Genomic DNA, 24,909 nt, shown 5'->3' with positions numbered 1-24,909 from the left:
GTCGGCCCCTTCCTTACTTGTTCGGCGCGGCGGCCGGTGCGGCGGGTAGCGCGGCCAGGCCATCCGTCTGCGTCAGCGACAGGGTGGTGACGTAGCTGGCGATGTCATACGGCTTGCCGTTGCGCTCGCCGGGCGTCTGGTCGACGTGGTGCACTTCCAGCACGTAGGTGCCCTGCCACGGCTGCGCCAGGCGCACGATCCCCCGGTCGTCGGTGCGCAACTCCCGTCCCCAGCCCGACTGTACCGCCACGCCCACCTTGGCCTTCGGCAGCGGCTGGCCGGCGTAGACCACCTGGTACTCGCCGGCGCGGCCGGTCGGCACGATGTCCAGCGCGAGCTTGGGGGCCAGCGCGGCGGTGCTGCCGGCGCCGAGCAAGCGGGCCGCCGGCGTCCAGGCGGTGCGGATTACCTTGTCGCCCTCCTTGCGTTCGCGCACGGGATAGCCGGCATCCTGCGCGACGATGGACTCGCCAGCGCCGGCACGCGCCGACAGGACGAAGCCGTTGGCGGCCTTGTCGGCCTTGAGCGCTTGCTCGCCCCTGGCGGTCACCAGGGTGGCGGTGGGCTGCACGAAGCGGTCAAGCAATCCCGGCGAAACCTCGCGCAGGTTCTCGTTGAACTCGCCGAAATACAGCTGGGCTGTCGCGGGCGTCTGTTCCAGCCAGACCTGATGGGCCTGGGCGGTGCCGGCAAGCGCGGCGCTGCAAAGGAGAGCGGAGGTAATGAGGCGATGCATTGGCTATGCGTCCTTTCAAGGTAAGGCGGTGCGTGGCGGCGCCGAGTTGCGCATGGTGCCCGGAAAGCGCCTTGCGAAAGACGCATATGATAATCGTTCTCATTTGAATTGTGTGGATTTTGGAATAGGGCGACGGATTGCCCGGGTTGGATGCGATACCGGGCGGCGGCGCTCCGGAGGCCGGTTTGCAGCGTCTGGAAGGGGGCCGGAGTGGGGCTTTTGGCTTGTTGGAAGTATGCTGATCTGGAGGGTTGCGGGGCTGGAGTCCGCGCTCGGCTATCATGTGCGAGCTTCAGGATGACCGGTGTGCGGCCAGCATCGCATCCTCGACCATTTTCCCGCCCCCATTACCCGCATCTATTGTGTCTTCCGCCATGCCTTCTTCAGTTCCCGCCGACGTCAGAAAAGTCGCTGCCATTGTCTGGATTCGCGTCCAGATAGAGCGGCTCGGCATCTCCATGGACGAACTTGACGCGGCAGGTTGTTTCGACGGGGTGGTGGCTCCGGCCCCGGCCGCCGCGCCCGTCCCGGCCACGGTGGTGGCGGAGCCGGTGCTGCCGCCGGCGCTCTTGCCTGCCGGCCCCGTGACGGCACCGCCGGCGGTAGCGCCGAAGCCATCGCGCAGAGTGGCAGCCCACAAACGCGGGCCGGCCCGGGATCCCGCGCCAGTACAAACGCAGCCGGCAGCCGCGCCGGCGGCTATCGCCGCCGCAACGCCCGTGCCCGCGCCTGATTCAACGTCGGTGGCGATGGCGGTGGCAGATTCGGTGACGCCGCCTGTTTCCGCTTCGGCGCTGGCAACTGCCCCGGCAGCGGTGCAGTTGCCATTGCCGTTGCCGTTGCCGGCGCGGGTGACGATGTCCGTGCCCGCGTCGAAAGCGGGAACAATCGTGAAACGGGCGCCAGTTGCGGCTCCGGCTCCGGCATCTGCTCCGGCAACATCGGCACGCGCGATGCCGGCACCGGCGCCGGCCATTGCGGCTTCACAGACGCCTGCGGCCGCCCCCGCGCGCCGCTATCGCAACGCCGAGGGACAGGTCTGGGATGGCGAAGGCCCCATGCCGGCCTGGCTGCTGCGCGCGGTGAACGCGGGCCAGTCGGTGGAGCACTTCCGGGTGAGTTGACGGCAGCGGCTGGTTGCCGCCGCCGTTGTTCAGGCCTGCGGGTTGAGCRGGGTGCGGCAGCGGATAAACGCCGGTTCCGCGTCCAGCGCGGCAATCAGTTCCGGCGATGGGACCTTGTCCAGATCGGTCACCACATAGCCCATCTGCCCACTGGTTTGCAGATGCTGTGCCACGATGTTGACCCCGTCGCGCGCCAGCAGCGTGTTGAGCGCGGCAAGCGCGCCCGGCGCATTGCCGTGCACGTTGAGCAGCCGTGCCGGCGACGTCAGGGGGCCGGGGCTGACCTCGGGGAAATTCACCGCGCCGACGGTGTCGCCGGTCCGCAGGAAGGCGATCAGCTTGGTGGCGACTTCGGTGCCGATATTCTCCTGCGCCTCTTCGGTGCTGCCGCCGATATGCGGCGTCAGGATCGCGTTGGGCACGCCTTGCAGCGGGCTGGTGAAGCGGTCCGCGTTGGTCTTGGGCTCCTCGGGGAACACGTCGATCGCGAGGCCGGCGATGTGGTTCGCGTCGCACGCCGCGCGCAGCGCGTCGATGTCCACCACCGTGCCGCGCGAGGCATTGATCAGGATAGCGCCACGCCGGAACTGGCCGAGCACCTCCGCATCGATCATCTTCCTGGTCTGCGCGGTGGCCGGCACATGCAGCGTCACGATGTCGGCATGCGATACCGCATCCGCCAGCGAGCGCGCCGCGCGCGCCGAACCGAGCGACAGCCTGGCCTGCACATCGTAGTACACGACGCGCATGCCCATGGCTTCGGCCAGCACGCCAACCTGCGAGCCGATATTGCCGTAGCCGATGATGGCGATGGTCTTGCCGCGTGCCTCGAACGATCCGGTGGCGCCCTTTGCCCACTTGCCGGCATGCGCCAGGGTGTTCTTCTCCGGAACGCGGCGCAGCAGCAGGATTGCTTCGGCGATCACCAGTTCGGCCACCGAGCGCGTATTGGAGAACGGTGCGTTGAACACCGGCATGCCGGCGCGGGCCGCGGCGTCCAGGTCTACCTGCGAGGTGCCGATGCAGAAGCAGCCGATCGCGATGAGGTGCCTGGCAGCCTCGATTTCAGCGGCGCCCAGGTGCGTGGCCGAGCGGATGCCCAGGATCTGGTGGCCTTCGGGAGCGCGATGGAGTTCGTCGCCGGCGAGAGCGCCGGCGCGGCGTTCCACTGTGACTTGTGCTTCCTTGAAGCGCTCGACGGCGGTGTCATGGATATTTTCAAGCAGTAGTGCGGAGGTCATGGCGATTGGGTGATGACGGCGATGGCGCGGCGTGGGTGCAGCGAGGGTGCGATGAAGCGCAAGCCCGTGCCGCGGCGGCTCCGGGCTGAAAACCTGCGCAAGTGGCGGCGCGCAGGCATGCGCAATGCGAAACGTACGCCGACATGGTAACGCACGCAGCGCAAGCCAGCCGAACACCCACATTGCCGCCAATGCCAATCCGGCAGCAGGCGGCGTGGCCCACGCCCGGCTATTTCGTGTATGAGAAGTAAAAGGGGCTTGAGGCGGAGCGCATGACGAAGCGCCCGTTGGCCTCGGTCACGCCATAGCACGCCTGCATTGCGCTGAACTTCGGGTTGGCCAGGTCCAGGCAGACCTGGTTCGCTTGTACATCGACGCGATAACGGCCCGGCGACGAGCTTCGGCTGAGGGCATTGGTGACGTCGAGGCTGCCACTTTCCCGGACTTGCATCCGGAGCGTGGCGCCGGAGGGCGCGATGACGTCGACCCGGCCGAGGTGCGCAAAGTGGCTCGCCAGCTCGGCGCCGGTCAGTGGCCTGCCCTGCGGGCCGGCAACGGGGCGTGGCGGGGACGCCGCCGTGGTCGCGGGGACAGCCATCGCAACCATCTCGTTCCGGGAGGACTGCTGCGCCTGGGCGGAACGCGCCGGCACCTCGGCGATCCACTGCGCGGGAATGGCGAAGTTGAGATTTTGCGCGTCGGTCCGCATCAGGTAGGTGATGCCGACGAGTTGGCCTTGCGCATTGAACAGCCCGCCGCCGCTGGAGCCGGGCGAGATCGGCGCGGTGGTCTGGAGGCGGACGATGCGGTCTCGTTCATCCTTGTTCAGGGAGGAGAGCAGGCCATCGCTGAGCGTCAGTTCATAGCCGCGCGGCGCGCCGATGGCATAGACCTTCTGCCCGACCTTGAGCGCGGACAACGGCGCGATCTTCACGGCCGGGGCGGTCAGGCCCTTGGCACGCAGGATACAGAGATCCCGCTCGGCATCGGCATGCAGCAGGCTGGCAGCATGCGTGATCTTCTCGCGCCGTATGCTGACGGACCTGCCACCCTTGAGCACATGGCAGTTGGTGACCAGTTCCTCGGGCCCGATCACGACCGAGCTGCCCATGCCGAAGCGCACGCCTTGCGCGTCGTAGACGGAAACCACCCAGATGCTTGGCGATTCCCGTTCATAAAGTTCGGCTGAATCCAGCGCCAGGCAATCCAGGGAGATGCCAAGCGCGCCAAAAGCCAAACACGAAATAGCGAGGTTTCCCGCAATCCTTGCCGCCCGACCCATGATGTTTAATTCTGGTAGCTGGTTTCGCCGGATTCGGCCGCTGCGCGGGCTCTCCGGTTGTTCCCGTCCACTGCGGCCGGGCCGCTCATCATAAACGCTCCGGATGCCAGGCGGCCGCCGCGCTAAAGGTTTCAGGCTGGAGGCCGACAACACAAGATGCAGGAAGGTCTGCCTTCCTGCTGGTTTCAATGCCATTTTCAGCTTCAACCAAACCTTAACCACAATCAGGAAGACCCATTCATGGACACTTCAATCATTAGCTCTGCGAGCAGCGCGGGTACCGATCCGGTGGCCTTGCTGATGCTGCGCAAGTCGCTCGACATGCAAGGGCAGAGCGCGGCAGCCCTGCTGCAATCGGTGCCGCAAGTCGGCGTCCCCGCCAGCAATCCTCCTCATCTTGGCCAGAATATCGACATCAAGGTGTGATATGAGGGGGCCGCGCCCCGGTCGGCACTGATCAGGCGCGGTCCGTCGCGCCGATCGCTCCGTTCCCGGCGCGATCGGCGGCGTGGCCCTGTCCGGCGGAGGGTTCGCCGTTGCCGCTGTCGGCTTGCGGCGCCAGCGCGAACACCAGGCGTACGGTCGTGCCATCCGGCGCTGAGCGTAGATCCAGCATTGCCCCGATGGTCTCGGCACGCCGGCGCATATTACCCAGTCCCTTCCCAGGCGTGGCCGCCTCCGGCGCGAAGCCGCGCCCATTGTCGTGGATCTCGATGACCAGCACGTGCTGGCGGGCATCCTTGTACGCGCAAACGCGTACGACGCTGCCGCCGGAATGCCGCATGGCATTGGAGAAGACCTCCAGCAGCAGGTAGTGGAGTTCCCGTACCCGCTGCGGCGTCAGGCCGTCCAGCGTTGGCAGGCGCTCCACCTGCCAGTCCACCCGCAGTCCCGCTGCTTCCAGGCGCGGACCAAGCCGGTAGCGCAGGTTGCCGAGTACGGTCGCGAGATCGCCACCGGTGTCCTGCAGCGCGTCGACGGACAGTTTCAGTGCGTCGAGCGCATGTTGCAGCTGTTGTTCCAGCATTTGCGCGCTGGCGCGGCCCGAGCGCAGCATCGACAGGATGCCAACCAGCTGGCTGCCGAGCCCGTCATGGATGTCGCGCATGATCCTGCCGCGTTCTTCCAGGGCGGCCTGCTCCCGCTCCATCTCGCGTGAATGGCGGTACAGGTCATACAGCTCCTGTTCCTTGCGGGAGACCGCACTGTCCAGTCTGCGGTTCAGCGCGGCCAGCCCGCGCGTGGCGCGCGTATAGCGGTCGACCAGCAGCCAACCCATCGTCAGGCTGAATATCAGCGACACGTAGCGGGTGACCGAGGAATCCCAGTAGTAGTCGCCGATCCACCAGACATGAAGCAGGTCCAGCATCGAGACAAGCAGGGTCAGGCCAAGGGCGGCGGCAATCGCCACGCGTTCGCGCTCCGGGCGCGTCACGGCGGCGCGGAGCAGCATGGCAACGATCGACAGCGCCATCACGACATTGACGATGACATTGGCCAGCACCATGGCGCGGGTGCTGTGCGCTGCCACCATCAGCGCGATCAGCGGGATCTTGATGGCCAGGTAGAGTTGCAGCATCCGCCGCAGCCAGCCCGTCTCCAGGCCTGTCACCAGGATGGCGAACCTGGCGGTCGCGTACATGAAGACCGCGCGCCCGGCCAGCACCGCGGCGAGCCAGGCGTCGCGCGCGCCGGCATCGTCGGCAATGAAATACTCCACCAGCCCGAAAGACCACCCGAGCTCGGAAATGGCATATAGGCCGAACAGGGGGTCGCGCTGCCGCCACCACACCAGCGCCGACAGGCAAGCCAGCAGCACGCTGACCGCGGCGATGACCACGGGTCCCATGACCTTGAACCAGAGCGCTCGCTCGTAGTGCGCCTCCAATAGCGCTGGCGGGCCGAACTCCACCCGCGACAGGCCCCCGCGCGAACTGGCGCTGGCGGCGATGGTGACAAGCAGTTCGTTCTCCGGGCGCAGCAGGTCTGCCGGCACCGGGATCAGCAACGGATGCTGCCCGGCATAGGGAACCGGGGCCGACAGGCTGCCCGCATGGGCGAGCAGGCTGCCGTTGAGCCGTACCTCGTAGCTGTTGGCGGCACGTTCCAGATAGAGCGCTGCCATGCCCTGCCGGCCGGGCAGGTCGGGGAAGCGCAGGCTGAAACGGGCGCCGCCGCTCTCGCCGGGACGGGAGCGGTCCCAGTAATAGGGCAGGGGGACTGTGGCCGGTGTACCGTCTCCGGCGCCAATGGTGGCCCGGTCGATGATTTGTAGCTGGGAACTGGGGAGTGGCGCGGCGCGGATGGGCCACGGCAGGGCTGGCAATATCAGCAGCAACGCTATCCATGCTGCGCGCCACAGCGAGAACCGCATCTTGCCGGGCAGGCGCGCGGGACAATCCGTGCCGGCGCTCGCCTCGTCGATGTGGCTGCGATCCGGTTCCGCCCGATGCGGGGCATCCTTGGCCGGCATGAGGGTTGCCACTTTTCGAGGGCTCAGTGGTTAAAGTGACTGGTCAAGGGATATTCCTAGCCCTTGATCTTCTTCACATCATTGGCGCGCAGCAGAAGGTCAAGCGTCGCTTCGAGCCGGATGACGCGCTCTGTCAGGCCCTCGATCCTTGTCTGCTGTTCCTTCACCGTGCCGGCCAGCGAGACAACCTTTTCGTTCATCTTGATGACGGTCGTGAGCGCGTCCCACACTTTGTCTGTCACACCCATTACGCCTTCCCTTTCGACATCGCGGCGATACGCTTGTTGGACTCAGCGACGAATGACAATGCATCGTCCAGCGCTTCATTCGCCTCCTTGGTGGAAATGTTGACGCGCTCAAGCAGGGCGTTGATGTCTTCCTCATCGTTCGCGGGCGTAAAGCCTTGCGCGGCTTGCCGCATCAGCTCACTCACGTTGAGGCCAAGCCGCTTGGCGGTATTTGCGATTGCGCGCTTCTGGCTCGCCGTAACCTGTACGACAATCCGTTCAGTTGCAGTGGCCATTCCGGACTCCAATGTACATGCACATGGTATGTACATGGTAGGAGTCGGGTATATACGTGTCAAGTTCGTTTTGTGATTAAAAAGGCGCTTATGGAAATGGCCCATCGCGCGCAGCCACGCGCGGGGCGGGCCCGGTTTCACCCCGCCACGGGCTCCGCTTTCTGGCGTTCCGCCGCCGGCGTGGCCGCGGCTGGCAAAGCCGCCGCTCCGTTAACCAGCCCGGCCCCGCGCCGGAAGCGTCCCGTGTGGGGCGCCTCGGCATGGCCGCCCATCACCTCCAGGCGCAGCAGCACGATGGGAACCGGTGCCAACGCGCGTTCCAGCGCAACCAGGAGTTGCGCGGCCCGCTGCTGCGGCATGCGTACCTCGAAGCTCAGCATGGACTTGCACGGTGGCAGGCCGAGCGGAAATTGCCGCTCGTTGAGCGGGTACTGGCCGCAGTCGCTGACGGCACAGCGCATCGCCTGGCGTGCATCGGGCACATCGTCCAGCCGCGCGATCACGCTCAGGCGATACAGGCGCCACCGCTGGAATGGGGCATGGTTGGCTGCTTTCATGTTTTTCTCCTGTTACGCATGGCATTGGGCAATGCCGGTGCCATGCGTGGCGTTCGTGCTGCCGGTGTCATCAAAGGGCCGGCCTCAGGCCGGTGGAGAGTTGCAGTTCCACGGTGGCCGCCGCCAGGTCCGCCTGGGCCTGGAGGTAGTCGAGGTAGGTTTCGTCCGCGGCGCGCTGCGCATCGAGCAGCTCCAGCAGCGACGCCGAGCCGTGGCGATAGGACTGGCGCATGCCTTCGAGCACCCGGTCGGCATCGGAAATCACCGACTCGCGATAGCGTTGCAGGTTTTCCCGCGCTGCCTGGAACGTGGTGAAGGCGTTGCGCACGTCGACCTCGGTTTTCAGTTCCGCCTCGCGCAAGCCCAGCATGGCCTGTGTGACCTCCGACTCGGCCTGGATCAGCTCGCCGCGCTGCAGCCGCGACAAGGGCAGGGGAATCGACACCGATACGCCGACCATGCGCGAGCGTGGCGTGCCGTCGCCGGTGGGCTCGCCTTCCTCGTTCATGCCGGCGCGCACGCCGGGGGTCAGGGTCAGGCTGAAGCCAATGCTGGGATCCACCCAGCGATTGGCGCGCGCCACCCCCGCGTTGTCGCGGGCATGATCCAGCGTGGCGCGGGCGATGCGGACCTCGTCACGCGCTTCCATCGCCCGGGCAATCAGCGCCCCGGTGTCGGTGCCGGGGTCGTACGCCTGGAATTCACATGCCAGCGGCGCGTTGCCGAAGGCCTCGGCCACGCGCACGCCGAGTTGGATCGACAGCTTCTGCAAGGCGGCCTGCGCCGCGGCGCGGGCGGATTTCACTTCGACGCCGAAGCGGTCGCGTTCCACGCGCGACTGCGATAGCTCCAGTCCGCCGATGTCGCCGGCCTTGCGGCGGATCTCATTGGCGCGCACCACATTGGCCAGCGCGGCCAGCGTCGATTCCTGCCGGACCAGGGCTTCGCGGCTGCGGCAGGCCTCGACGAAGGCCGTGGCGGAATCCGCGTAGAGCGCGTGCTTGAAGCCCTGCAGGTTGGCCTCGGTCAGGCGCAGGTTGCTCCTGGCGGCACGGATGCGCGCGCTGCGCTTGCCGCCCAGTTCGATCGGGATCTCAACTTCGAATTCATGGGTGCGCGGCGGCTTGGCCGACACCGCACTGCTTGTCTCGATGTCGCCACGGCCGTACTTGAGCACCGGATCCGGGCGCACGCCGGCGATCGAGATCCCGGCCTCGGCGCTGCGGATGGTTTCCTGCTGCGCCGACAGGCCGATGTTCTGGCGCTCCACCGCGTCGAGATAGGTGGCGAAGCGTACCGGCGCACTGGCCGCCGCCGCAGCGGTGGCGGTGGTGTCCTGCGCCCAGGATGCGGATGCCGCCAGCACCAGTGTGGCGAGCAGGGTGTTGCGCAGGGCGGGGGCAGCTTGCAGGTTCTTGTGGATCTTGTTCTTGATTTGCATTGGGTTCTCCTCAGGCCTGGCCCGCGGCGCTGGCCGCCGGTGCGTTGCCTTCGGCATCGGTTTCCAAATCCCCGGAACGTTGGGCCGCGCGCTCGGCGCGTGCTTCCACCAGGTAGTAAAGGGCAGGCAGCAACAGCAGGGTCAGCAAGGTGGCCGTAAAGAGACCACCCACGACCACGGTTGCCAGCGGGCGCTGCACGTCGCTGCCGAGCCCGACCGCCAGCATCGCGGGCGTCAGCCCGATGGCGGCGACGGTGGCGGTCATCAGCACCGGCCGCATGCGGCTCGCCGCGCCTTCGATCACCGCTTGCCGCAGACCCATGCCGTCCTGCGCGCGCAGCCGGTTGATCTGCGCGATCATCAGCACGCCGTTGAGCACCGCCACGCCAAAGAGGGCGATAAACCCGACCGCGCTGGACACATTCAGCGTCATGCCGCGCAGATGCAGCGCCGCGAGTCCGCCGATGGTGGCCAGCGGCACCGCCAGCAGTACCAGCGCCGGCTGGCGCAGGTTGCGGAACTCGGCGAACAGCAGCACGAACATCAGCGCCAGCGTCATTGGCAGGATGATGGCCAGCCGCGCCTGCGCACGTTCCAGGTTCTCGAACTGGCCGCCCCATTCGATCTGGTTGCGCTTGTGGTCATAGGACACGGCGCGTTCGATGGCGGGCTGCGCCTCCTTCAGGAAGCTGGACAGGTCGCGGTCGCGCACATTCAGGCGCACGATGATGTGGCGGCGCGCCATTTCGCGCACGATCACGCTTTCGCCGGAGACGGTGGTGATGCGCGCGACTTCCGCCAGCGGCACCTTGGCGCCGTTGGCCGCCGTCAGCATCAGGCCGCCGATGTTATCCGCGCTGGAGCGCACCACCGCCGGGAAACGCACCGTCATGTCGTAGCTCTTTTCGCCCACATAGAGCTGGCCGACCGGCGAGCCGCCAATGCCGGTRGAGATCAGCTCGGCCACGTCGGCCGCGTTGATGCCGTGGCGCGCGGCGGCGGCGCGGTCCAGGTCGATCTTCAGGTTGGGCAGCGGCGGTTCCACGTCGATCGCCACGTCGGCCGCGCCGGGCACGCCGCGCAGCGAGGTGGCGACTTCACCGGCAATGCGGCGCACGTCGCGAAGGTCGTCGCCGAACACCTTGACCACCAGGTCGCTATGGGCGCCGGAGAGCTTGTCCTGCACACCATCGATCATCGGCTGCATGAAGCCGACCGTGTAGCCCGGCATCTGCGCGTAGCGCGCCGCCAGCTTGTCGATCAGTTGCTGCTTGGTCATGCCGGAGGCCCAGGTCTTGTACGGATGCAGGCCGACGCTGGCTTCGATATGCGAGGGCGTCCAGTAGTCGGTGCCGTCGTCGTTGCGGCCCGTCTGCGTCACCATGTAGGACACTTCCGGGAACTCTCGCGTGACCCGGCGCAGTTCGCTGGCCATCGCGGAGGCGCGCTCCAGGGTGATGCCAGGCGGCATCTGCACCTGCAGCCACAGGGAGCCTTCGTCCAGGTAGGGCAGGAAATCGCGGCCGATGCTGGCGCCAAGCGCCAGCACGCAGGCCAGGGCCACGGCGCAGCTCGCGGCCACCCAGCGCACCCGGCCGATGCCGCGTTCCAGCGCGGCGCGGTAGCGCATCGCCAGCCATTCCAGCACGGGATTGTGGAAGATGCGGCGCGGCTTGCGCATGGCGATCCACGCCAGCCCGGGCACCAGCGCAAGGGCCACGATCAACGCGCCGATCAGCGCCGCGCCAACCGCGAAGGCCATGGGCGAGAACAGCTTGTACTCGATGCGCTCGAAGGAGAACAAGGGCAGGTAGGCCGCCACGATCACCAGCATGCCGAAGAACATGGGCCGCGCCACCTGCAAGGTGGCATCGATGGCGTCGCGCGGCGTCAGCACGCGGTCTTTTTCCTGTTCGCGCCGGCGCAGGATGTTCTCCACCAGCACCACGGCCCCGTCCACCAGGATGCCGAAGTCGATCGCGCCCAGGCTCAGCAGGTTGGCCGGAATGCGCAGGTGATACATGAAGACAAAGGCGATCAGCAGCGACAGCGGGATCGTCAGCGCCACGATCAGCGCGGCGCGGGGGCTGCCGAGGAACAGCAGCAGCACCACGCCGACCAGCAGCATGCCTTCCGTGAGCGTGAAGCCCACGGTGCGCATGGTGGCGTCGATCAGCGAGGTGCGGTCGAGATAGGCTACGACCTTCACGTCCTTGGGCAGCAGGTTGTCGTTGAGGTCGCGCACGGCTTCGTGCACGCCTTCAAGCGCTTGCGAGGCGTTGAAATCCTTGAGCAGCAGGGTGATGCCGGAGATCGTGTCGGGGTTGTCGTCCTTGCCCAGGATGCCGCGCCGCTCCACATTGCCATAGCGCAGCGTGCCGAGGTCCTTGACCAGCACGGGCGTGCCGCCCTTGCTCGTGACCACCACGTTGCCCATGTCGTCGAGCGAGCGCAGCAGGCCCACGCCGCGCACCACGTAGGATTGCTCGCCGCGGTCGATGACGCTGCCGCCGGCGTTGACGTTGTTGGCGTTGAGCGCATCGGTCACCTGCGCCAGCGTCAGGTTGTACTGGGTCAGCCGCGCGGGGTCGAGTTCCAGCATGAACTGCGTGGTGAGCCCGCCGAAGTTGGTCACGTCGACCACGCCGCGGACTTTCTTCAGGCGCGGTATCACGGTCCAGGCCTGCAGCTCCGACAGTTCGCGCAGGTCGCGCGTGTCGGACTCCAGCGTGTAGCGGTAGAACTCGCCCGTTGGCGAGGTGTAGGGGTCTAGCCCGGGTTTGGCGTCATAAGGCAGGTCCACCTCGTTCAGGCGTTCCTGCAAACGCTGGCGCGCCCAGTAGCCGTCCGTGCCGTCCTCGAACACCACGGTGATCAGCGACAGCGCAAACAGGCTGCGGGTGCGCAGCACATGCATGCCGGGCGTGGCCAGCAGCGCGCGCTCCAGCGGGATGGTGATCTGTTGCTCGATTTCCTCCGCGCCCAGGCCTGGCACCTGGGTAACGATCTGCGACGTGACGTCGGCGATGTCCGGATAGGCCTCGACGGGCAGTTGTTTCCAGCTATAGGCGCCATACAGCGCCACCAGCGCGAAGACCAGCCAGACGATGGCACGCCGGTCGAAACATAGGGTAACGAGGCGGTCAATCATGGAGGAGGACTCCGTTCTTCACGACGATGCGCTCGCCCGCCTTGAGCCCGGCGAGGATCTCGACTTGCCCGTCGGCATGCGCGCCCGTGGTGACCACGCGCGGCTCGAAGCGGAAGGGCGCCTTTTCCACCAGCACGCGGGTGTAGAGCCCGCTTTGCAGCAGTGCCGCCGGCGGCACCAGCAGCGCCGGATGCTTTTCGCCCGCGAAGATCACCTTGGCGAACAGGCCGGGGCGATAGCGTCCGTCCTTGTTGTCGACCGCCACGCGGACCTTGACGGTGCGGGTGTCGGGGTCGAGGATCTCGCCGATGTAGCGGACCTGGCCGGTCACGGGCCTGCCGGGGTAGGCATTGAGCAGGATTTCGGCGGGCTGGCCGACGAAAATCGAAGCGATATCTTTCTCGGACACGCTGGCCGCGAGATAGACGGTGGACAGGTCGGCCACGGTCATGACCGGTGCGCCGGTGTCGTTCCAGAAGCCGCCCTGCGCGCCCTCGAGTTCGATGACGCGGCCCGCCAGCGGCGCCGTCATGGTGTATTGGCGATGCGACGGCGCGGTGCCGGCGGCGCCAAGTTGCGCGAGATGGGCCGCCGTGGTCTCGGCGTCGCTGCTTGCCTGCGAGTAGGCAAGCTGGGCTTGCTCGTAGTCCTTGCGCGCCACGATCTCCGCCTCGAACAGCGTGCGCTGGCGATCCAGGTTCAGCTTCGCTTCGAGCAAGGCGGCGCGCGCCTTGCCGGCCTCACCCTGGGCCGCGCTCAGTTCGGCGGAATCCAGCGTAAAGAGAGGATCGCCCTTGCGCACGACATCGCCCAGCGCGGCGTGCAGCCGGACGATGCGCCCGGCCAGCGGCGGTACGATCTTGACCAGCTTGGCGGCGTCGGCCTCGATCGAGCCGGGCACCTCGATGGGACGCTCCAGCACCTGCTCGACAATGGTCTGCACCTGCAGCTGGGTGCGCAGCGGTGATGCCTCGGGCACCGTGATGAAGTTGCCCTCGCGCACCGGTTCGGTACTCTGCCTGGGCGTGTTGGCATGCGCGCCGAACAGGCTGTTGGCATCGCAGCCGGCCAGTACGATGCAGGCCGCGCAGGCGGCGGCGAGCGCAAGGCCTGGCGGCCGGCGCAGGAGCAAGCGTTGGCGAGTGGTGGGCGTTTGCATTGGTTTTCTCCTCGGGTGGGCGCCGCCGCCAGGGCAAGCGCGCCGCTTGTTGCCGGTGCTTCGTCGCCGGGATCGCATCAAGGCGGGATCCGCGGACGACAGGAATCGACAGGCGTGACGCATCCCCGGCGCTACGGGAGGGCAAGTCCGCGCAGGTAGCCGGTGATGGGCGAAATCGCCCGTGTTGCTTACGGGTGGGTGGCAGCGCGGAAGGAAGGGGTGGATCCCGCGCGCGGGCAGTCAGGATGCCGCGTCACGCAAAGGGAGCCTGGCGGATCCGGGTGGTGGGTTTCGCGGTTCCGGCAGGGAGCAGGAAGCGGAATCAGGCCAACGGGATCGCGCCATGCCTTCGGCGCCGCCTGCTAGAAGGGTCGGGGTCCATGTTCTTCCTCCGGCAATCGGTTTGGATCGGTGGATCGGGGGCTCAGGCCGCGGCGAGCGCGCGCTCGGGCTGCGGAACGGTTTCCCAGCGCACCGCGCGGACCAGCGGTTCCAGGCCCAGTCGTTGCACCAGGCTGACCATGCCGGGCCTGCCGCCGGGCTGGCAGTGCACCAGCACGCGCATCTCGATCAGTTCGCGCCGCTCGCATTGCCGCATGCGCAGGCGTTGCAGCGAGAGCTCGCGCGACGCCAGTTCACGGCGAATCTGCTGCTCCAGGCCCGCGCCATAGTCGTCCTTGCAAAGCAGTACCACCTGGAACAGCTGGGCGGTTGCGCCGCGGCTTGCCTGGGGGGTACGGCGGTTGGTGGTCTGGGGGAGCATCCAGTTGAACAAACGCATATCCAGCTCCTTTCTATCTCCTTGGGGTTATTCGAGCGCGCCGGCCGGAATGGCCCAGCGCACGAGGGAAACACTCTTCTCCATGCTGATGCGGCTGACGATCTGCTCCAGCTTGCCTTCATTGCCGGGCGCGGCCAGCACATCGGCGCGGACTTCGATGTGCCCGCCAGCGGCGGTGTCCTCGCTGTGCAGGGACTGCAACAGCAAGGCCGGCATTTCCGTCAGCGCATGCAACAGCAAGCCGCGCACACGGATTTCTTCCTGCGCGGTGCAGACCGTGGTGATGCGGTAGACCATCTCCACTTCGGGGGTGATGGACGTGCCGCCGCGGTTGATGCGCTGGCCCAGCATGCGCAGGCCGAAATTGGCGCAAAGGATGCAGGCGGTGCCGATCGCGGCCTCCGCGGCGTGGCCAAGGCCGGCGAGCACGCCCACGGCGGCGGAGCACCACAGCGTGGCGGCGGTATTCAGGCCGCGCACGTTCAGGCCGTCGCGCATGATCACGCCGGCACCGAGAAAGCCGATGCCGGAAACGACCTGCGCGGCAATGCGCGCATGGCCTTGAGGATCGAAGGTAAAGGCGGAAACCGATACGAACAAGGCCGCGCCGGCGGCTACCAGCGCGTTGGTGCGCAGCCCCGCCATACGCTGGCGCAACTGCCGTTCGGTACCGATACACGCGCCCAGCGCGAGCGCTTCAAGCAAGCGCAGGGCGAATTCGTGCCACACCATAAGAACTCCCGTAACAATCAGGAAGATCCGGTGAGTCTTGTCAATGACACGGGCAAACGCGGGCAGCGGCAAGCTGCAACGCATGCGGGGTCAGAAGAGTGAAGCCGTATTCAAGAAGAGAGGCGGGACAGGACGTCCGGCCTCGATAGCACCATGCCGCAAGCGGGGCACGGTCGCTGAGGGTACCGTGCTCCGGTCAGGCGGAGGTGCCGATCCTGGATCGACTACTGTCGTCGGAACAAGTGCTCACTGGGCAAGCCCTGGAATTAATAACCCGCGTACTGTAGCGGCGCGAATTGAATGGGTCAAGCGAAAGTCGACGATTACACGCGATTGACGGAGGTTGATGGGTGAAAGAACGTTACTTGTCCAAATATCAATCGGACATGTACGAAAATGCACTGGAAAATTGAAAAAAATGGCGATGCTGGTGCTTGCGTAGCCGTGGCAGGCTCCAACTCCAACTCCGGCGCGGCCGACGCGGGACTATTTTTCTCCGCGACCGGTGGGCCGGAAGTGTCCACGGCAGAGTCGAGCATCGTGAGCAGGTCGGCGATGGTATCCGCTGGGGCGGCCAAGGGTACCTACTCAAGGGGAACGCTACGTCCGCGCACAAACCGCTCAATCTGCGACGCGGTTTTGTCGGGCGCAGCATCGCTTCGAAACCGGGCGCATGACAACGCCATGAACTTTGGAAATCGCTCTCGTATCCGTCGCTCCTCGCGTGCTCTGTCACCAGGTAGATACGGTCTCGAAAGTTGCCGTTGCACGATGATCTCGACACACGGCTCTAGCTCGAATGCTGGCAGCAGCAAGGAGGTCAGTGCATCAGCTTCGATGGAGCAACGAAGATCCTGATACTCATGGCCAACGTTCTCGGGGTACGTCAGAAAACCCGAGGAATTGGTTGCTGTCATGACGCGACTTTCAAAAATAAGGTGGCAAAAAAGCCGCCTACCGCAACGACCGACAGTGCAGAGGCAAAGATCTGCAGGCCGTAGATGAGCGCAGCACTGGCCTGTGTTCGATCGTCATCCCACGCCTTATTCAACAATCCACTGAGCGTGCAGGCCAGGAAAAAGCTGTACGCGGCCGCAGAGAAGGGCGCCAGGGTATAGACCGCAGCGGCCGCAAACAGTCTTTCCAACGCCACCGTGAGCGCAATGATCGATACGCCCCCAACGCAGGTCGAGAGGTGGGCAATGCGCCAAAGCTCAGTTCTTTTGGCATCTCCGCTGCGCTTCGTTAGCCCGTGGGGGATGCCCAGCATCGTCCCCGCGCAAAACAACAGGACGCCCAGGAGCAGGTAGAGGCCGCCTGCGGGGGTGAAGACCGTGGTATTCACCATCTAGCCGCCGGAAACTTGCGCGGCGCGTAGAACACCGCGACAGCGAGCCGCGCCGCCAGGCTGGATGAAATAGCATCAAGCAGTCTAAATAAGAGGCGAAATAGTCTGAGTTGCATTCAAAATGCTCCGATTAAATGTAGTGCATGACCTGTGAATGAAAACTTTGATTCGCCATCTGATGCTTTCTGTCGCCCAGGCAAGCGAACAAGCCACATGCAAGGAGAGGGAGGTCACTGTCCACAAGGACGTTCCCGAATTCCGGACATTGGTCTAGTGCTCTATCGATCTAGAGGAATTCAGGCCAGACAACCCCACGCCGAGCCCTTTGAGAAAGACTTCCTTGCGCGCCAAGAAATCCAAGATTTCTCTCGCTAGTCCTTATTAGAACAAGGACGAATGCCGGGCGAAATTACTCTACCTTCTCGGTAAAATCCATCTAATTAATCCTACTTTTCGTCACAATAATTTTAATTCTGAAATAAAATTCCTTTACATCAAGGGCCGCTACCGTTCGCACTTGGCCAAAATGGCCCCGCCATGTACTTGTAAATATGCACGTCGTGGCCGCGCTCGTGTGCGATGGTCTCCGTGAGCAAGCGAGCGCGGGAAAAGTCAAGATTCGTTCGGATGGCTCTGCGGCGCTGGACTACCCGTTGACCCCATTTATCTTGGACGGCGGTCGTCGGGCCATGCTGGCCATGTTAGAACCTCAATTCGCGGCGGGTGCTCTTTCGGTGTTCCCGCTTCAGGAGCAGGCTCACTTGTATTCCAGGCGGGCGGATGCGCGCCAAGCCATTGACCGACTTCCCATGCAGGTACGCCTAACCAAGGTCATCATTGCTCACGTAGTGGGAGGCTGCGGTTTTGGCGGTGGCGCGACCAGATGGTATTCATTGGCATGGGCAGGCTTCTTGCCATTTATCGAGGCTCCAGATATAGGCCAGTACGGAGCAAGCTGCCACGGGCAATCCGGCATGTTCTATCTCCGTGTTTTCAAACGCGTTCAGACCATTCTGAATGCGGCTCTGGCGTTGATCGGGTAACCTCGCGGCAAGATGAACCACCTTCAGTGAAGTGCAAAATGGGTTTTGAGCAATTAGCCGAATTGCGCAATCGCCTGCGGGCGCAAGCCGAACAAGCCAAGCCAGCCAAGCCGAAGGCCGCCACCACCCGCAGGAAGGCGCGCGAGTCGGTCGAACCGGTAGTGGAGGCGATCCGGCGTTTGCAGAAATATTTTCCGCTTGTCTTTCCTGTCAACCCTGCGCCCAAGGTGCCCCTCAAACTAGGCATCCTCGGGGACGCAGCCCAACATCTGGAGCGTTTGGGTATCACGCACGAGCAGTTGACGCAGGCCATTGCCACCTGGTGCCGGGGAAGCCGCTATTGGGCGTGCCTGGTCGAGCATGCACCGCGCCTGGACCTGAACGGAGAGTTTGCGGGCAAGGTGACGGCGGAGCAAGCTGTACGCGCGCGACGGCAGGCGTCACGAAGGCCGCAGGGACAGGCGCGAAGTGCGCGGTCGAAGCCTGGCCGCCATTTCAAGGGAAAACCAGAAGCAGCGGGGGAGACGCCGTGATCCGGCGACGCCCATCAGGCCCCTTGGGCTGCATAGCCTGGCCGGACTGGTGCGGGATATTGCGCCAGCACCAACCCACGTCATGCAGGAAGCCGCTTTGTCTTGCCATGGCATGGAGCGACATGGTCGTGGCATTGACTCCGAAGATTAGAGGAATGCATGCGTAGATTCATCGTGTTGCTGATATCTGTCCTGATCGTCGAACAGGCTGCTTGGGGGGCGGCGTCCGGAATGCCTGCCGTCGCTGGCCCGACCGCTGGTGTGCCGCAGGCGGTCGAGCCGCAACCGGACCGGCTGCCGGCGTACGAGCCGCGCTTCGGCCGCGCCAAGCCCCTCGTAGCCGTGGTGGCGGAGAACTACTACACGGAACTGTCTGACTACGTGGTGCCCTATGGCATTCTGTCCGCATCGAACGCAGCCGACGTGCATGCGCTCGCAACCCAGCCGGGCTCAGTCCGCATGTTCCCCGCGAGCCTAACAATCACGCCGCAGGCGACGACCGACGACTTCGACCGTCGCTTCCCGGAAGGCGCCGACTATGTGATCGTGCCGGCGGTCCATCGCGACGAGGATCCGAAGCTGCTGGCGTGGGTGGCCGCGCAGGCGCGCAAGGGTGCCACGGTGGTGGGCGTCTGCGACGGCGTCTGGGTGCTGGCGCGCGCGGGGTTGCTCGAGGGGCGCAATGCCACGGGCCACTGGTACTCGTTCGACGACCTGCGTAAGGCGTATCCCGGGACCAAATGGGTGCGCCGCAAGCGCTATGTCGCGGATCGCAAGGTGGTGACCACGACCGGTGTCACGGCCACGATCCCGGTCTCGTTTGCGCTGGTCGAGGCGATCGGGGGGCGCGAGCGGGCGGTGGCGCTGGCGAGGTCGCTCGGCATTGAGCGCTGGTCGTCCGGGCACCCGAGCGAACGATTCCACCTGGGGCTGCCGGCCATGCTGACGATTGCCCGCAACTATGTTTCGTTCTGGTCGCACGAGGACATCGGCATTCCAGTTGCGCCCGGCGTGGACGAGATCGCGCTGGTGCTTGAAGCGGACGCCTTCGCGACCACGTTCCGGTCGACCATCTATACGGTGTCGAAGAACCGGGAGCCCATCGTCACCAAACGCGGACTCACGATCGTGCCGGACCGCGTGGCGAACGTCGATGCGCCGCGCCGCATGCTGGCCGCACCCCGGACCGAGCGGCCGCTGCGCGCGCTCGACGAGGCGCTCGGTCGTATCGCCGCCAGCTTTGGCCAACGGACCGCGGACTGGGTAAGCCTGCAGATGGAGTACCCAGGTCAATGAGGCGTGAGCACGCCGTGACCGTGTGGTCGAGGCGGCGTTGTCGCGCGTTGATCGTGTGGTCGTTTGCCGTGGGAGTACTCGGCCGGCATATCCGCGCCCGCGCCTCAATCCGTCAGCCGTGCCCGTGCCCGCGCCGCCAGCACCTGGCTCAAGCCCAGCCCGGCCAGCGCCGCCATGGCCGAGAACAGGAACACCGAGCCATAGCCCGCATGGCTGGCAATCACCCCCGCCACCGGGCCGGTCAGCCCCAGTGAAAGATCGAGAAAGAGCGCATAGGCGCCGARCGCCGAGCCGCGGTTGCTCGGGGGCACCAGCTTGACCGCCTCCATGCCCAGCGAAGGGAACACCAGGGCAAAGCCAAAACCGGTGACCGCCGCGCCCGCCAGCGCCTGGGCTGGCCCCTGCGCCAGCCAGATCAGCGCCAGCCCGGCGGCTTCCACCGCAAAGGAGCACAGCGCCACCGGATAGCCGCCAAAGCGCACGATGCTGTCGGCCAGCAGCAGGCGCGCCAGGATGAAGCTCACACCCAGGCTGGTCAACGCCAGCGCGGCGTGGTCCCAGCCGTGACTGGCGTAGTACAGCGTGACAAAGGCCGTGATGGCGCCGAAGCCCACCGAGCCCAGTGCCAGGCACAGGCCGAAGGGCGTCATATGGCGGAACACGGTGCGAAACGGCATGCGCGCGCCTTTCACCGTAGGCACGGCTGCCTTGCGGCGTGCCAGCGCGAACGCGCCGGCGGCCATGATGGTGGTGACGATGCCCAGCGAGGCAAGGCCCCAGCGGGCGTCGAGCAGCACGCCAACCGGTGCGCCCAGCGCCAGCGCGCCGTAGGTTGTCATGCCGTTCCACGAGATCACCTTGCCGGTGTGGCGGGATCCCACGTCGCCGATGCCCCAGGCGATGGTGCCGGTGGTGACGAGGCTCTCGCCCGCGCCGAGCACCAGCCGGCCGGCGAACAGCCAGGCCAGGCTGAGCCAGCCGGTTTGCACGAACAGGGCGGACAACACCGCCAGCAGGCCGCTGCCGGCGCATAGCATGAGCCCGAGGGTGACGGATTTCTTGGGGCCTTGCAGGTCGCACAGGGTTCCCGCGTAAGCCCGGCTGAGCAGCGTCGCCAGGTACTGGATGCTGACCGCCAGCCCGGCCACGACCGTGCCATAGCCGAGGTCGCCATGCACGAAGCCGGGCACCACCGCCAGCGGCAGGCCGACGGCGAGATAGGCAATGAAGTTAAAGAAGACGATGGCGACGATGCGCCGGCTGATGCTGCCTTGCCGATGCTCCCCGGAATCCGGGGCGGCGAGCGTCGTGCTGTTCGAGGACATGGTGGGGCGGGGCGGAATATCTTGGCGGTCAAAGCGGCAGCCTCAGGCAACGGACCATGGCGCGTCGCGGGCGCGCAGCGGTAATTGTCGTCCTGGGGCGAATACAAGGCGGGAAGCCGGGGAACCCGGCATGACGCGGGCGCTACTCGAGGCGCCGGACCGGAACCGTGGCGCGTGGGCGATGGACTGGCAGCATGGGCAGGGACATGGCGAGGGAGGCGGTTGGCCGGCGTGTGTCCCCAGAAGCTGCCGGTGAAATCAAGGCTGCGCGGTCGTATGCGATAGTCGCCGGCGCTGGCCGTGCGATTTTAAGCGGCTGTTTAGTTCGTGTAAATCGGTCACGGAATTTACTGTTGCATGAGCGCCAGCGGCTGGGCTGGCGTTCTCTTTCAGGTGCTTCCTGCGGCATGTTGCTCATTGCCCGGAAGTGTCAGCCATGTCGTCGCACACCCGTCAGCTTGTCCCCGGCCTGTCTCATTCCGCACTTTAGCGGTGTGCGGCGCCAAATCGCATGCCTGTCGCCGCTTTGCCGCTAAATTTCCCCAAAGATTGGCCGTTAGCCGGAGCAGTGGCCCGTCATTGCAGCGCCGCCGCCTGGGGGCAAGTGCCCCGGGCGCCTCGCAGGGCAGGCGGGCCCGGCGAAACGATCAACACCGCGCGGCGAGCACGCGCCTTGCGGGGACAAAGGAAGCGTATGAGCAGCTCGATGAGAGACATCGACGAACGGACCAACCTGACCAACAACAACCAGTTCGAGTTGCTGTTGTTCCGCCTGGGCGAGTCGGACCAGTCCGCGAACAGCGAACTGTTCGGCATCAACGTCTTCAAGGTCCGGGAAATCCTGGTGATGCCCCAGGTCACCACCGTGGTGGGAGGCGGCCCGGCCATGCTGGGCATGGCGGATATCCGTGGCCAGGTGATCCCGGTGATCGACCTGCCCAAGATGGTCGGGTGCACGCCGCGTAGCGGCCTCAACATCCTGCTGGTGACGGAGTACGCGCGTTCCACCCAGGGCTTCGCCGTGGAAGCGGTGGAAGAGATCGTGCGCCTGGAGTGGAACCAGGTGGTCTCGGCCGAGACCAGCGTCAAGGGCGACATGGTGACCAGCATCGCCAAGCTCGATACCGATACCGAGAACCCGCGCCTGGTGCAAGTGCTCGACGTCGAGCAGATCCTGCGCGACGTGCTGCCGACGCGCCAGCCGGAAGTCGATCCCAAGACCGTCGGACCGCAGGTCACGCTGCGCCCCGGCACCAAGATCCTGGCCGCCGACGACTCCGCCTTTGCCCGCAGCCTGATCGAGCAAGGCCTCAAGGCCATGGGCGTGCCGGTGCTGATGACCAAGACCGGCCAGGAAGCCTGGCAGCAACTGGGCGAGATCGCCGACCACGCCGCCGCCAACGGCCGGACCGTGCAGGACGAGATCGCGCTGGTGCTGACCGACCTGGAAATGCCCGAGATGGACGGCTTCACGCTGACGCGCAAGATCAAGGCTGATGCGCGGTTCAAGTCGATCCCGGTGGTGATTCATTCCTCGCTGTCGGGGACCGCCAGCGAAGACCATGTGCGCAAGGTCGGGGCCGACGCCTATGTGTCGAAGTTCCTGGCCAAGGACCTCGCGGATACGATCCGGGGCGTGYTGGCGCGTTGAGATGGGCCGGAGGACGGCCGCCGGCAATCCTCCACCACAGGCCATTGCGGCAATCGCCCGGCGTGTATGGCCGGTGAGACGCTGTACGCAGACGTCCGCCGGTCCCCGTTGTATTCATCACTGAAGTCGGGCCCCACCGTGCCGGTTGGGGCGCCGCTTGCCGTAGTCACCTCCCCCCTGCATTCGCCCCATCGCTATCGTCGGCACATCCAGGCGCCGGACGAAGCGTGGCATTGGCTTGCGTCCGCCGCCGGGCGGATCTGCTCTCCGGCAGCCGCCGGCGTACACGTATGACGGTGCTATCCACCCGTGACTTGCTCGGGCGCTCGCATGCGGTGCGGAGCCGGCCGCGTGCCTCAACTTGACGCGAGATTGCACCAAATGTTGCGTTGTTTTTCCCGTTGGAGAGCTTGTTGCGTCACATCCGGCTTTGAAAATACGAATGTTTCATGGTTAACAAGTATGGAACAGATGTTGCTCGGTGACTAGCATTCAAGCGCGATGGCCCATCGCGTGTTTGCTAAACAAGGAGCGATAGATGAAAGCCGTTAAAGTCACCTGCCTGGGAGTGGCGCTGGTTGGATCCATTCTTGGCGCGGGCGCCGCCCAGGCTATTGACGCAGCCGCCAGTCCGACCCTGGGGAGGATCAAAGCGTCGGGGACCATCGCGATCGGACACCGGACCTCGTCGATCCCGTTTTCCTACTACGACAGCAACCAGAAGGTGATTGGGTATTCGCAGGACCTCTGCGAAAAGGTCATTGCGGAGGTCGGCAAGCAGACGGCGGTAGCAAACCTGCAGGTGCGCATGATCCCGGTGACCTCGCAAAACCGGATCTCGCTGGTGCAGAACGGGACGGTCGACCTGGAGTGCGGCGTCACCACGAACCTGAAGTCGCGGCAACAGCAGGTAGCCTTCTCTACCACCTTTTTTGTTGCGGGCACGCGCCTGCTGGTCAAGAAGGGGAGTCCGGTCCAGGACTTCCATGATCTTTCCGGAAAGGCGGTGGTGACGAACGCGGGCACCACCTCCGAACGGATCCTGCGCAAACTCAATGACGAGAAGAAGGCGAACATCACGATTCAGAGCGCCAAGGACTATGGCGAATCGTTCCTGATCCTGCAGTCTGGCCGGGTGGCCGCCTTCATGATGGATGACGTCCTGCTTTCCGGCGTGCGGACCATGTCGCCGAACCCCACCGAATGGACGGTGGTCGGCATGCCGCAGTCCTTCGAAGCCTACGGCTTCATGATGCGCAAGGACGATCCCGAGTTCAAGAAACTGGTCGACGGCGTGATCGTTGGCCTGATGAAGAGCGGCGAGATCAAGGCCATCTACGCCAAGTGGTTCAACAAGCCCGTCCCGCCAAAGAACATCAACTTCGAATTCCCGATGAGCGCAGAGGTCAGGAAGGCTTACGAGCAGCCGGGCGATGAGGCATTCGAGTAAGTCCTCTGCCGTTCAGGTTGCCCGCGCCTGGCACCATGGCGCGTTGGCTAGCCGTGCTTCGCCCGCACATACGCGCCAGTCTTGTGCAATTGCCCTTCGGCAAGTTCGAGCGCCTTGATTGCACCCTTGCCCTTCTTGGCCAGAAGCTGTTCGACCAGTGCTTCGACGACCGCCACGCCGGCGGTAATCGAGGGGAAGAACGAAGGGCTGTCGACCGAGAACAGCAACGTGCAGTCCGCCTCCAGTGCAATCGGCGCTACCGTGCTGTCGGTCAGGGCGATGACGCGGCAGCCGGCTTGCTTCGCGGCGCCGGCGACGCGAATGATCTCCTGCGAATACGGAGCGAAACTCGCAACCACGACGGCATCCTTGGGCTCCAGGGCCCGCAGTTCCATTTCCAGCGTGCCGGCATCTCCGTGGATCAGGTGCGCCGACGAGCGGAACAGCCGATAGATGTAGTGAAACGTAAAGGCGATCGGATAGCAGGAGCGGAAACCCGCAATGTAGACATTGGGTGCGGCGCTGAGCAGTTCTGCGGCACGTGGCATCGATTCCGCGTTGTTGGCGCCTGTGAGGTCGAGGTTCCGGTGCTGCGTATCGAGCATCTCCGCGAGCATCCGGCTAGAACCGCTTTCCCGGACCAGCTTTTTGGCCCGTTTTGCATAGGGCTGGGGGCCGCCGCGGAATGCCTCCACGAAGAGCTCGCGCAGTCCTTGCCAACCCTCGAACCCGAGAAACTGCGCCAGGCGTACCAGCGTTGCGGGCTGGACTCCGGCGTCCACGGCAATCTTGCGCATGGACAGGATGGGTATCTCCTGGGGATGGTCGAGCAGGTAGCGGGCGCCCCCCTGGAATTGCGGGCTAAGCGCCGCGAAGTTTTCCCGGAGCAGGGCGAGCAATTCGTCCAGGTGCTGCGGCGGCGCGGAGGATTCGATTGTCATGGTCAGTCGCGGTCAGGGTGTCTGTAACGATTGTTGCACAGGCAAGCGCCGGATGCACGGCTACCGTCCGCAGGTGGGTCGCCCTCAAATTGGAATCATATAAATCATAAAAATCATAAAAG

Annotated in this window: 23 protein-coding genes; 7 read left to right on the top strand and 16 right to left on the bottom strand. The window is 65.3% G+C overall.

Annotated elements, in window-relative coordinates; translation table 11 throughout:
• Positions 1-13: 13 nt before the first annotated feature.
• A complete protein-coding gene (locus AC1DN0_RS05380; RefSeq protein WP_477102951.1) occupies positions 14-736 on the bottom strand; it encodes a DUF4198 domain-containing protein in 723 nt (240 codons plus the stop codon).
• A 292-nt stretch (positions 737-1,028) separates the two neighbouring features.
• Positions 1,029-1,712, bottom strand: coding sequence for a hypothetical protein (locus AC1DN0_RS05375; RefSeq protein ID WP_441626780.1), 684 nt, complete (start codon positions 1,710-1,712; stop codon positions 1,029-1,031).
• On the opposite strand from AC1DN0_RS05375, the gene AC1DN0_RS05370 reads away from it, so the two are divergent.
• On the top strand, positions 1,594-1,860 hold the full coding sequence (locus AC1DN0_RS05370) for an H-NS family nucleoid-associated regulatory protein (protein WP_441626778.1): 267 nt from the start codon (positions 1,594-1,596) through the stop codon (positions 1,858-1,860). The genes AC1DN0_RS05375 and AC1DN0_RS05370 overlap by 119 nt on opposite strands.
• Before the next feature lie 29 nt (positions 1,861-1,889).
• Here the strand turns inward: AC1DN0_RS05370 and serA are convergent, their stop codons facing one another.
• Together serA and AC1DN0_RS05360 are read right to left on the bottom strand one after the other, a co-directional pair.
• A complete protein-coding gene (serA, locus tag AC1DN0_RS05365) occupies positions 1,890-3,101 on the bottom strand; it encodes a phosphoglycerate dehydrogenase (protein ID WP_477145585.1) in 1,212 nt (403 codons plus the stop codon).
• A gap of 229 nt (positions 3,102-3,330) precedes the next feature.
• A complete protein-coding gene (locus tag AC1DN0_RS05360; protein WP_441626674.1) occupies positions 3,331-4,590 on the bottom strand; it encodes a S1C family serine protease in 1,260 nt (419 codons plus the stop codon).
• A gap of 33 nt (positions 4,591-4,623) precedes the next feature.
• Between AC1DN0_RS05360 and AC1DN0_RS05355 the strand changes: the two genes are divergently transcribed.
• Positions 4,624-4,809 (top strand): YjfB family protein, encoded by a 186-nt coding sequence (locus tag AC1DN0_RS05355; protein ID WP_441626672.1) that lies wholly within the window; start codon positions 4,624-4,626, stop codon positions 4,807-4,809.
• Between the two features lie 31 nt (positions 4,810-4,840).
• On the opposite strand, the gene AC1DN0_RS05350 is transcribed toward AC1DN0_RS05355, so the two are convergent.
• The 10 genes from AC1DN0_RS05350 to AC1DN0_RS05305 form a co-directional block, all read right to left on the bottom strand.
• Positions 4,841-6,856, bottom strand: a complete 2,016-nt coding sequence (locus AC1DN0_RS05350) for a sensor histidine kinase (RefSeq protein WP_441626670.1) — start codon at positions 6,854-6,856, stop codon at positions 4,841-4,843.
• A 56-nt stretch (positions 6,857-6,912) separates the two neighbouring features.
• On the bottom strand, positions 6,913-7,104 hold the full coding sequence (locus AC1DN0_RS05345; RefSeq protein ID WP_477102949.1) for a hypothetical protein: 192 nt from the start codon (positions 7,102-7,104) through the stop codon (positions 6,913-6,915).
• The gene (locus AC1DN0_RS05340) at positions 7,104-7,379 is read right to left on the bottom strand and encodes a plasmid mobilization protein (protein WP_045237533.1); all 276 of its coding nucleotides are present in this window, start codon (positions 7,377-7,379) and stop codon (positions 7,104-7,106) included. Before AC1DN0_RS05340 ends, AC1DN0_RS05345 begins: the two co-directional genes overlap by 1 nt.
• 137 nt (positions 7,380-7,516) lie before the next feature.
• Complete coding sequence (locus AC1DN0_RS05335) at positions 7,517-7,936, bottom strand: hypothetical protein (protein ID WP_441626665.1); 420 nt, start codon at positions 7,934-7,936, stop codon at positions 7,517-7,519.
• A gap of 70 nt (positions 7,937-8,006) precedes the next feature.
• Complete coding sequence (locus AC1DN0_RS05330; protein ID WP_441626663.1) at positions 8,007-9,377, bottom strand: TolC family protein; 1,371 nt, start codon at positions 9,375-9,377, stop codon at positions 8,007-8,009.
• 10 nt (positions 9,378-9,387) lie between these two features.
• Positions 9,388-12,528: an efflux RND transporter permease subunit gene (locus tag AC1DN0_RS05325; protein ID WP_441626659.1), complete on the bottom strand. Its 3,141-nt coding sequence runs from the start codon at positions 12,526-12,528 to the stop codon at positions 9,388-9,390.
• A complete protein-coding gene (locus AC1DN0_RS05320; RefSeq protein WP_441626657.1) occupies positions 12,521-13,687 on the bottom strand; it encodes an efflux RND transporter periplasmic adaptor subunit in 1,167 nt (388 codons plus the stop codon). The genes AC1DN0_RS05325 and AC1DN0_RS05320 overlap by 8 nt, the downstream gene beginning before the upstream one ends.
• A 424-nt stretch (positions 13,688-14,111) precedes the next feature.
• Positions 14,112-14,468 (bottom strand): hypothetical protein, encoded by a 357-nt coding sequence (locus AC1DN0_RS05315; protein ID WP_441626655.1) that lies wholly within the window; start codon positions 14,466-14,468, stop codon positions 14,112-14,114.
• Between the two features lie 27 nt (positions 14,469-14,495).
• On the bottom strand, positions 14,496-15,197 hold the full coding sequence (locus AC1DN0_RS05310) for an MgtC/SapB family protein (protein WP_441626776.1): 702 nt from the start codon (positions 15,195-15,197) through the stop codon (positions 14,496-14,498).
• A gap of 916 nt (positions 15,198-16,113) precedes the next feature.
• Positions 16,114-16,548: a hypothetical protein gene (locus tag AC1DN0_RS05305; protein WP_441626653.1), complete on the bottom strand. Its 435-nt coding sequence runs from the start codon at positions 16,546-16,548 to the stop codon at positions 16,114-16,116.
• 551 nt (positions 16,549-17,099) lie between these two features.
• On the opposite strand from AC1DN0_RS05305, the gene AC1DN0_RS05300 reads away from it, so the two are divergent.
• From AC1DN0_RS05300 to AC1DN0_RS05290, 3 genes are all read left to right on the top strand, one after another.
• Complete coding sequence (locus AC1DN0_RS05300) at positions 17,100-17,591, top strand: hypothetical protein (protein WP_441626651.1); 492 nt, start codon at positions 17,100-17,102, stop codon at positions 17,589-17,591.
• A gap of 38 nt (positions 17,592-17,629) precedes the next feature.
• Positions 17,630-18,124: a ProQ/FINO family protein gene (locus AC1DN0_RS05295; protein ID WP_441626649.1), complete on the top strand. Its 495-nt coding sequence runs from the start codon at positions 17,630-17,632 to the stop codon at positions 18,122-18,124.
• Between the two features lie 231 nt (positions 18,125-18,355).
• Positions 18,356-19,420: a DJ-1/PfpI family protein gene (locus tag AC1DN0_RS05290; RefSeq protein WP_441626647.1), complete on the top strand. Its 1,065-nt coding sequence runs from the start codon at positions 18,356-18,358 to the stop codon at positions 19,418-19,420.
• A 104-nt stretch (positions 19,421-19,524) separates the two neighbouring features.
• On the opposite strand, the gene AC1DN0_RS05285 is transcribed toward AC1DN0_RS05290, so the two are convergent.
• Positions 19,525-20,745, bottom strand: a complete 1,221-nt coding sequence (locus AC1DN0_RS05285) for an MFS transporter (protein WP_477145584.1) — start codon at positions 20,743-20,745, stop codon at positions 19,525-19,527.
• Positions 20,746-21,439: 694 nt separating this feature from the next.
• Between AC1DN0_RS05285 and AC1DN0_RS05280 the strand changes: the two genes are divergently transcribed.
• Together AC1DN0_RS05280 and AC1DN0_RS05275 are read left to right on the top strand one after the other, a co-directional pair.
• Positions 21,440-22,396 (top strand): chemotaxis protein, encoded by a 957-nt coding sequence (locus AC1DN0_RS05280; RefSeq protein ID WP_035865986.1) that lies wholly within the window; start codon positions 21,440-21,442, stop codon positions 22,394-22,396.
• A gap of 538 nt (positions 22,397-22,934) precedes the next feature.
• On the top strand, positions 22,935-23,846 hold the full coding sequence (locus AC1DN0_RS05275) for a glutamate/aspartate ABC transporter substrate-binding protein (protein WP_441626643.1): 912 nt from the start codon (positions 22,935-22,937) through the stop codon (positions 23,844-23,846).
• 47 nt (positions 23,847-23,893) lie between these two features.
• On the opposite strand, the gene AC1DN0_RS05270 is transcribed toward AC1DN0_RS05275, so the two are convergent.
• Positions 23,894-24,787: a MurR/RpiR family transcriptional regulator gene (locus AC1DN0_RS05270; RefSeq protein WP_441626641.1), complete on the bottom strand. Its 894-nt coding sequence runs from the start codon at positions 24,785-24,787 to the stop codon at positions 23,894-23,896.
• Positions 24,788-24,909 lie beyond the last annotated feature (122 nt).

The organism is Cupriavidus sp. 05N39, from assembly GCF_056397325.1.
The sequence above is the reverse complement of the archived record's forward strand: the minus strand, read 5'-3'. Positions and strand labels throughout refer to the sequence as shown.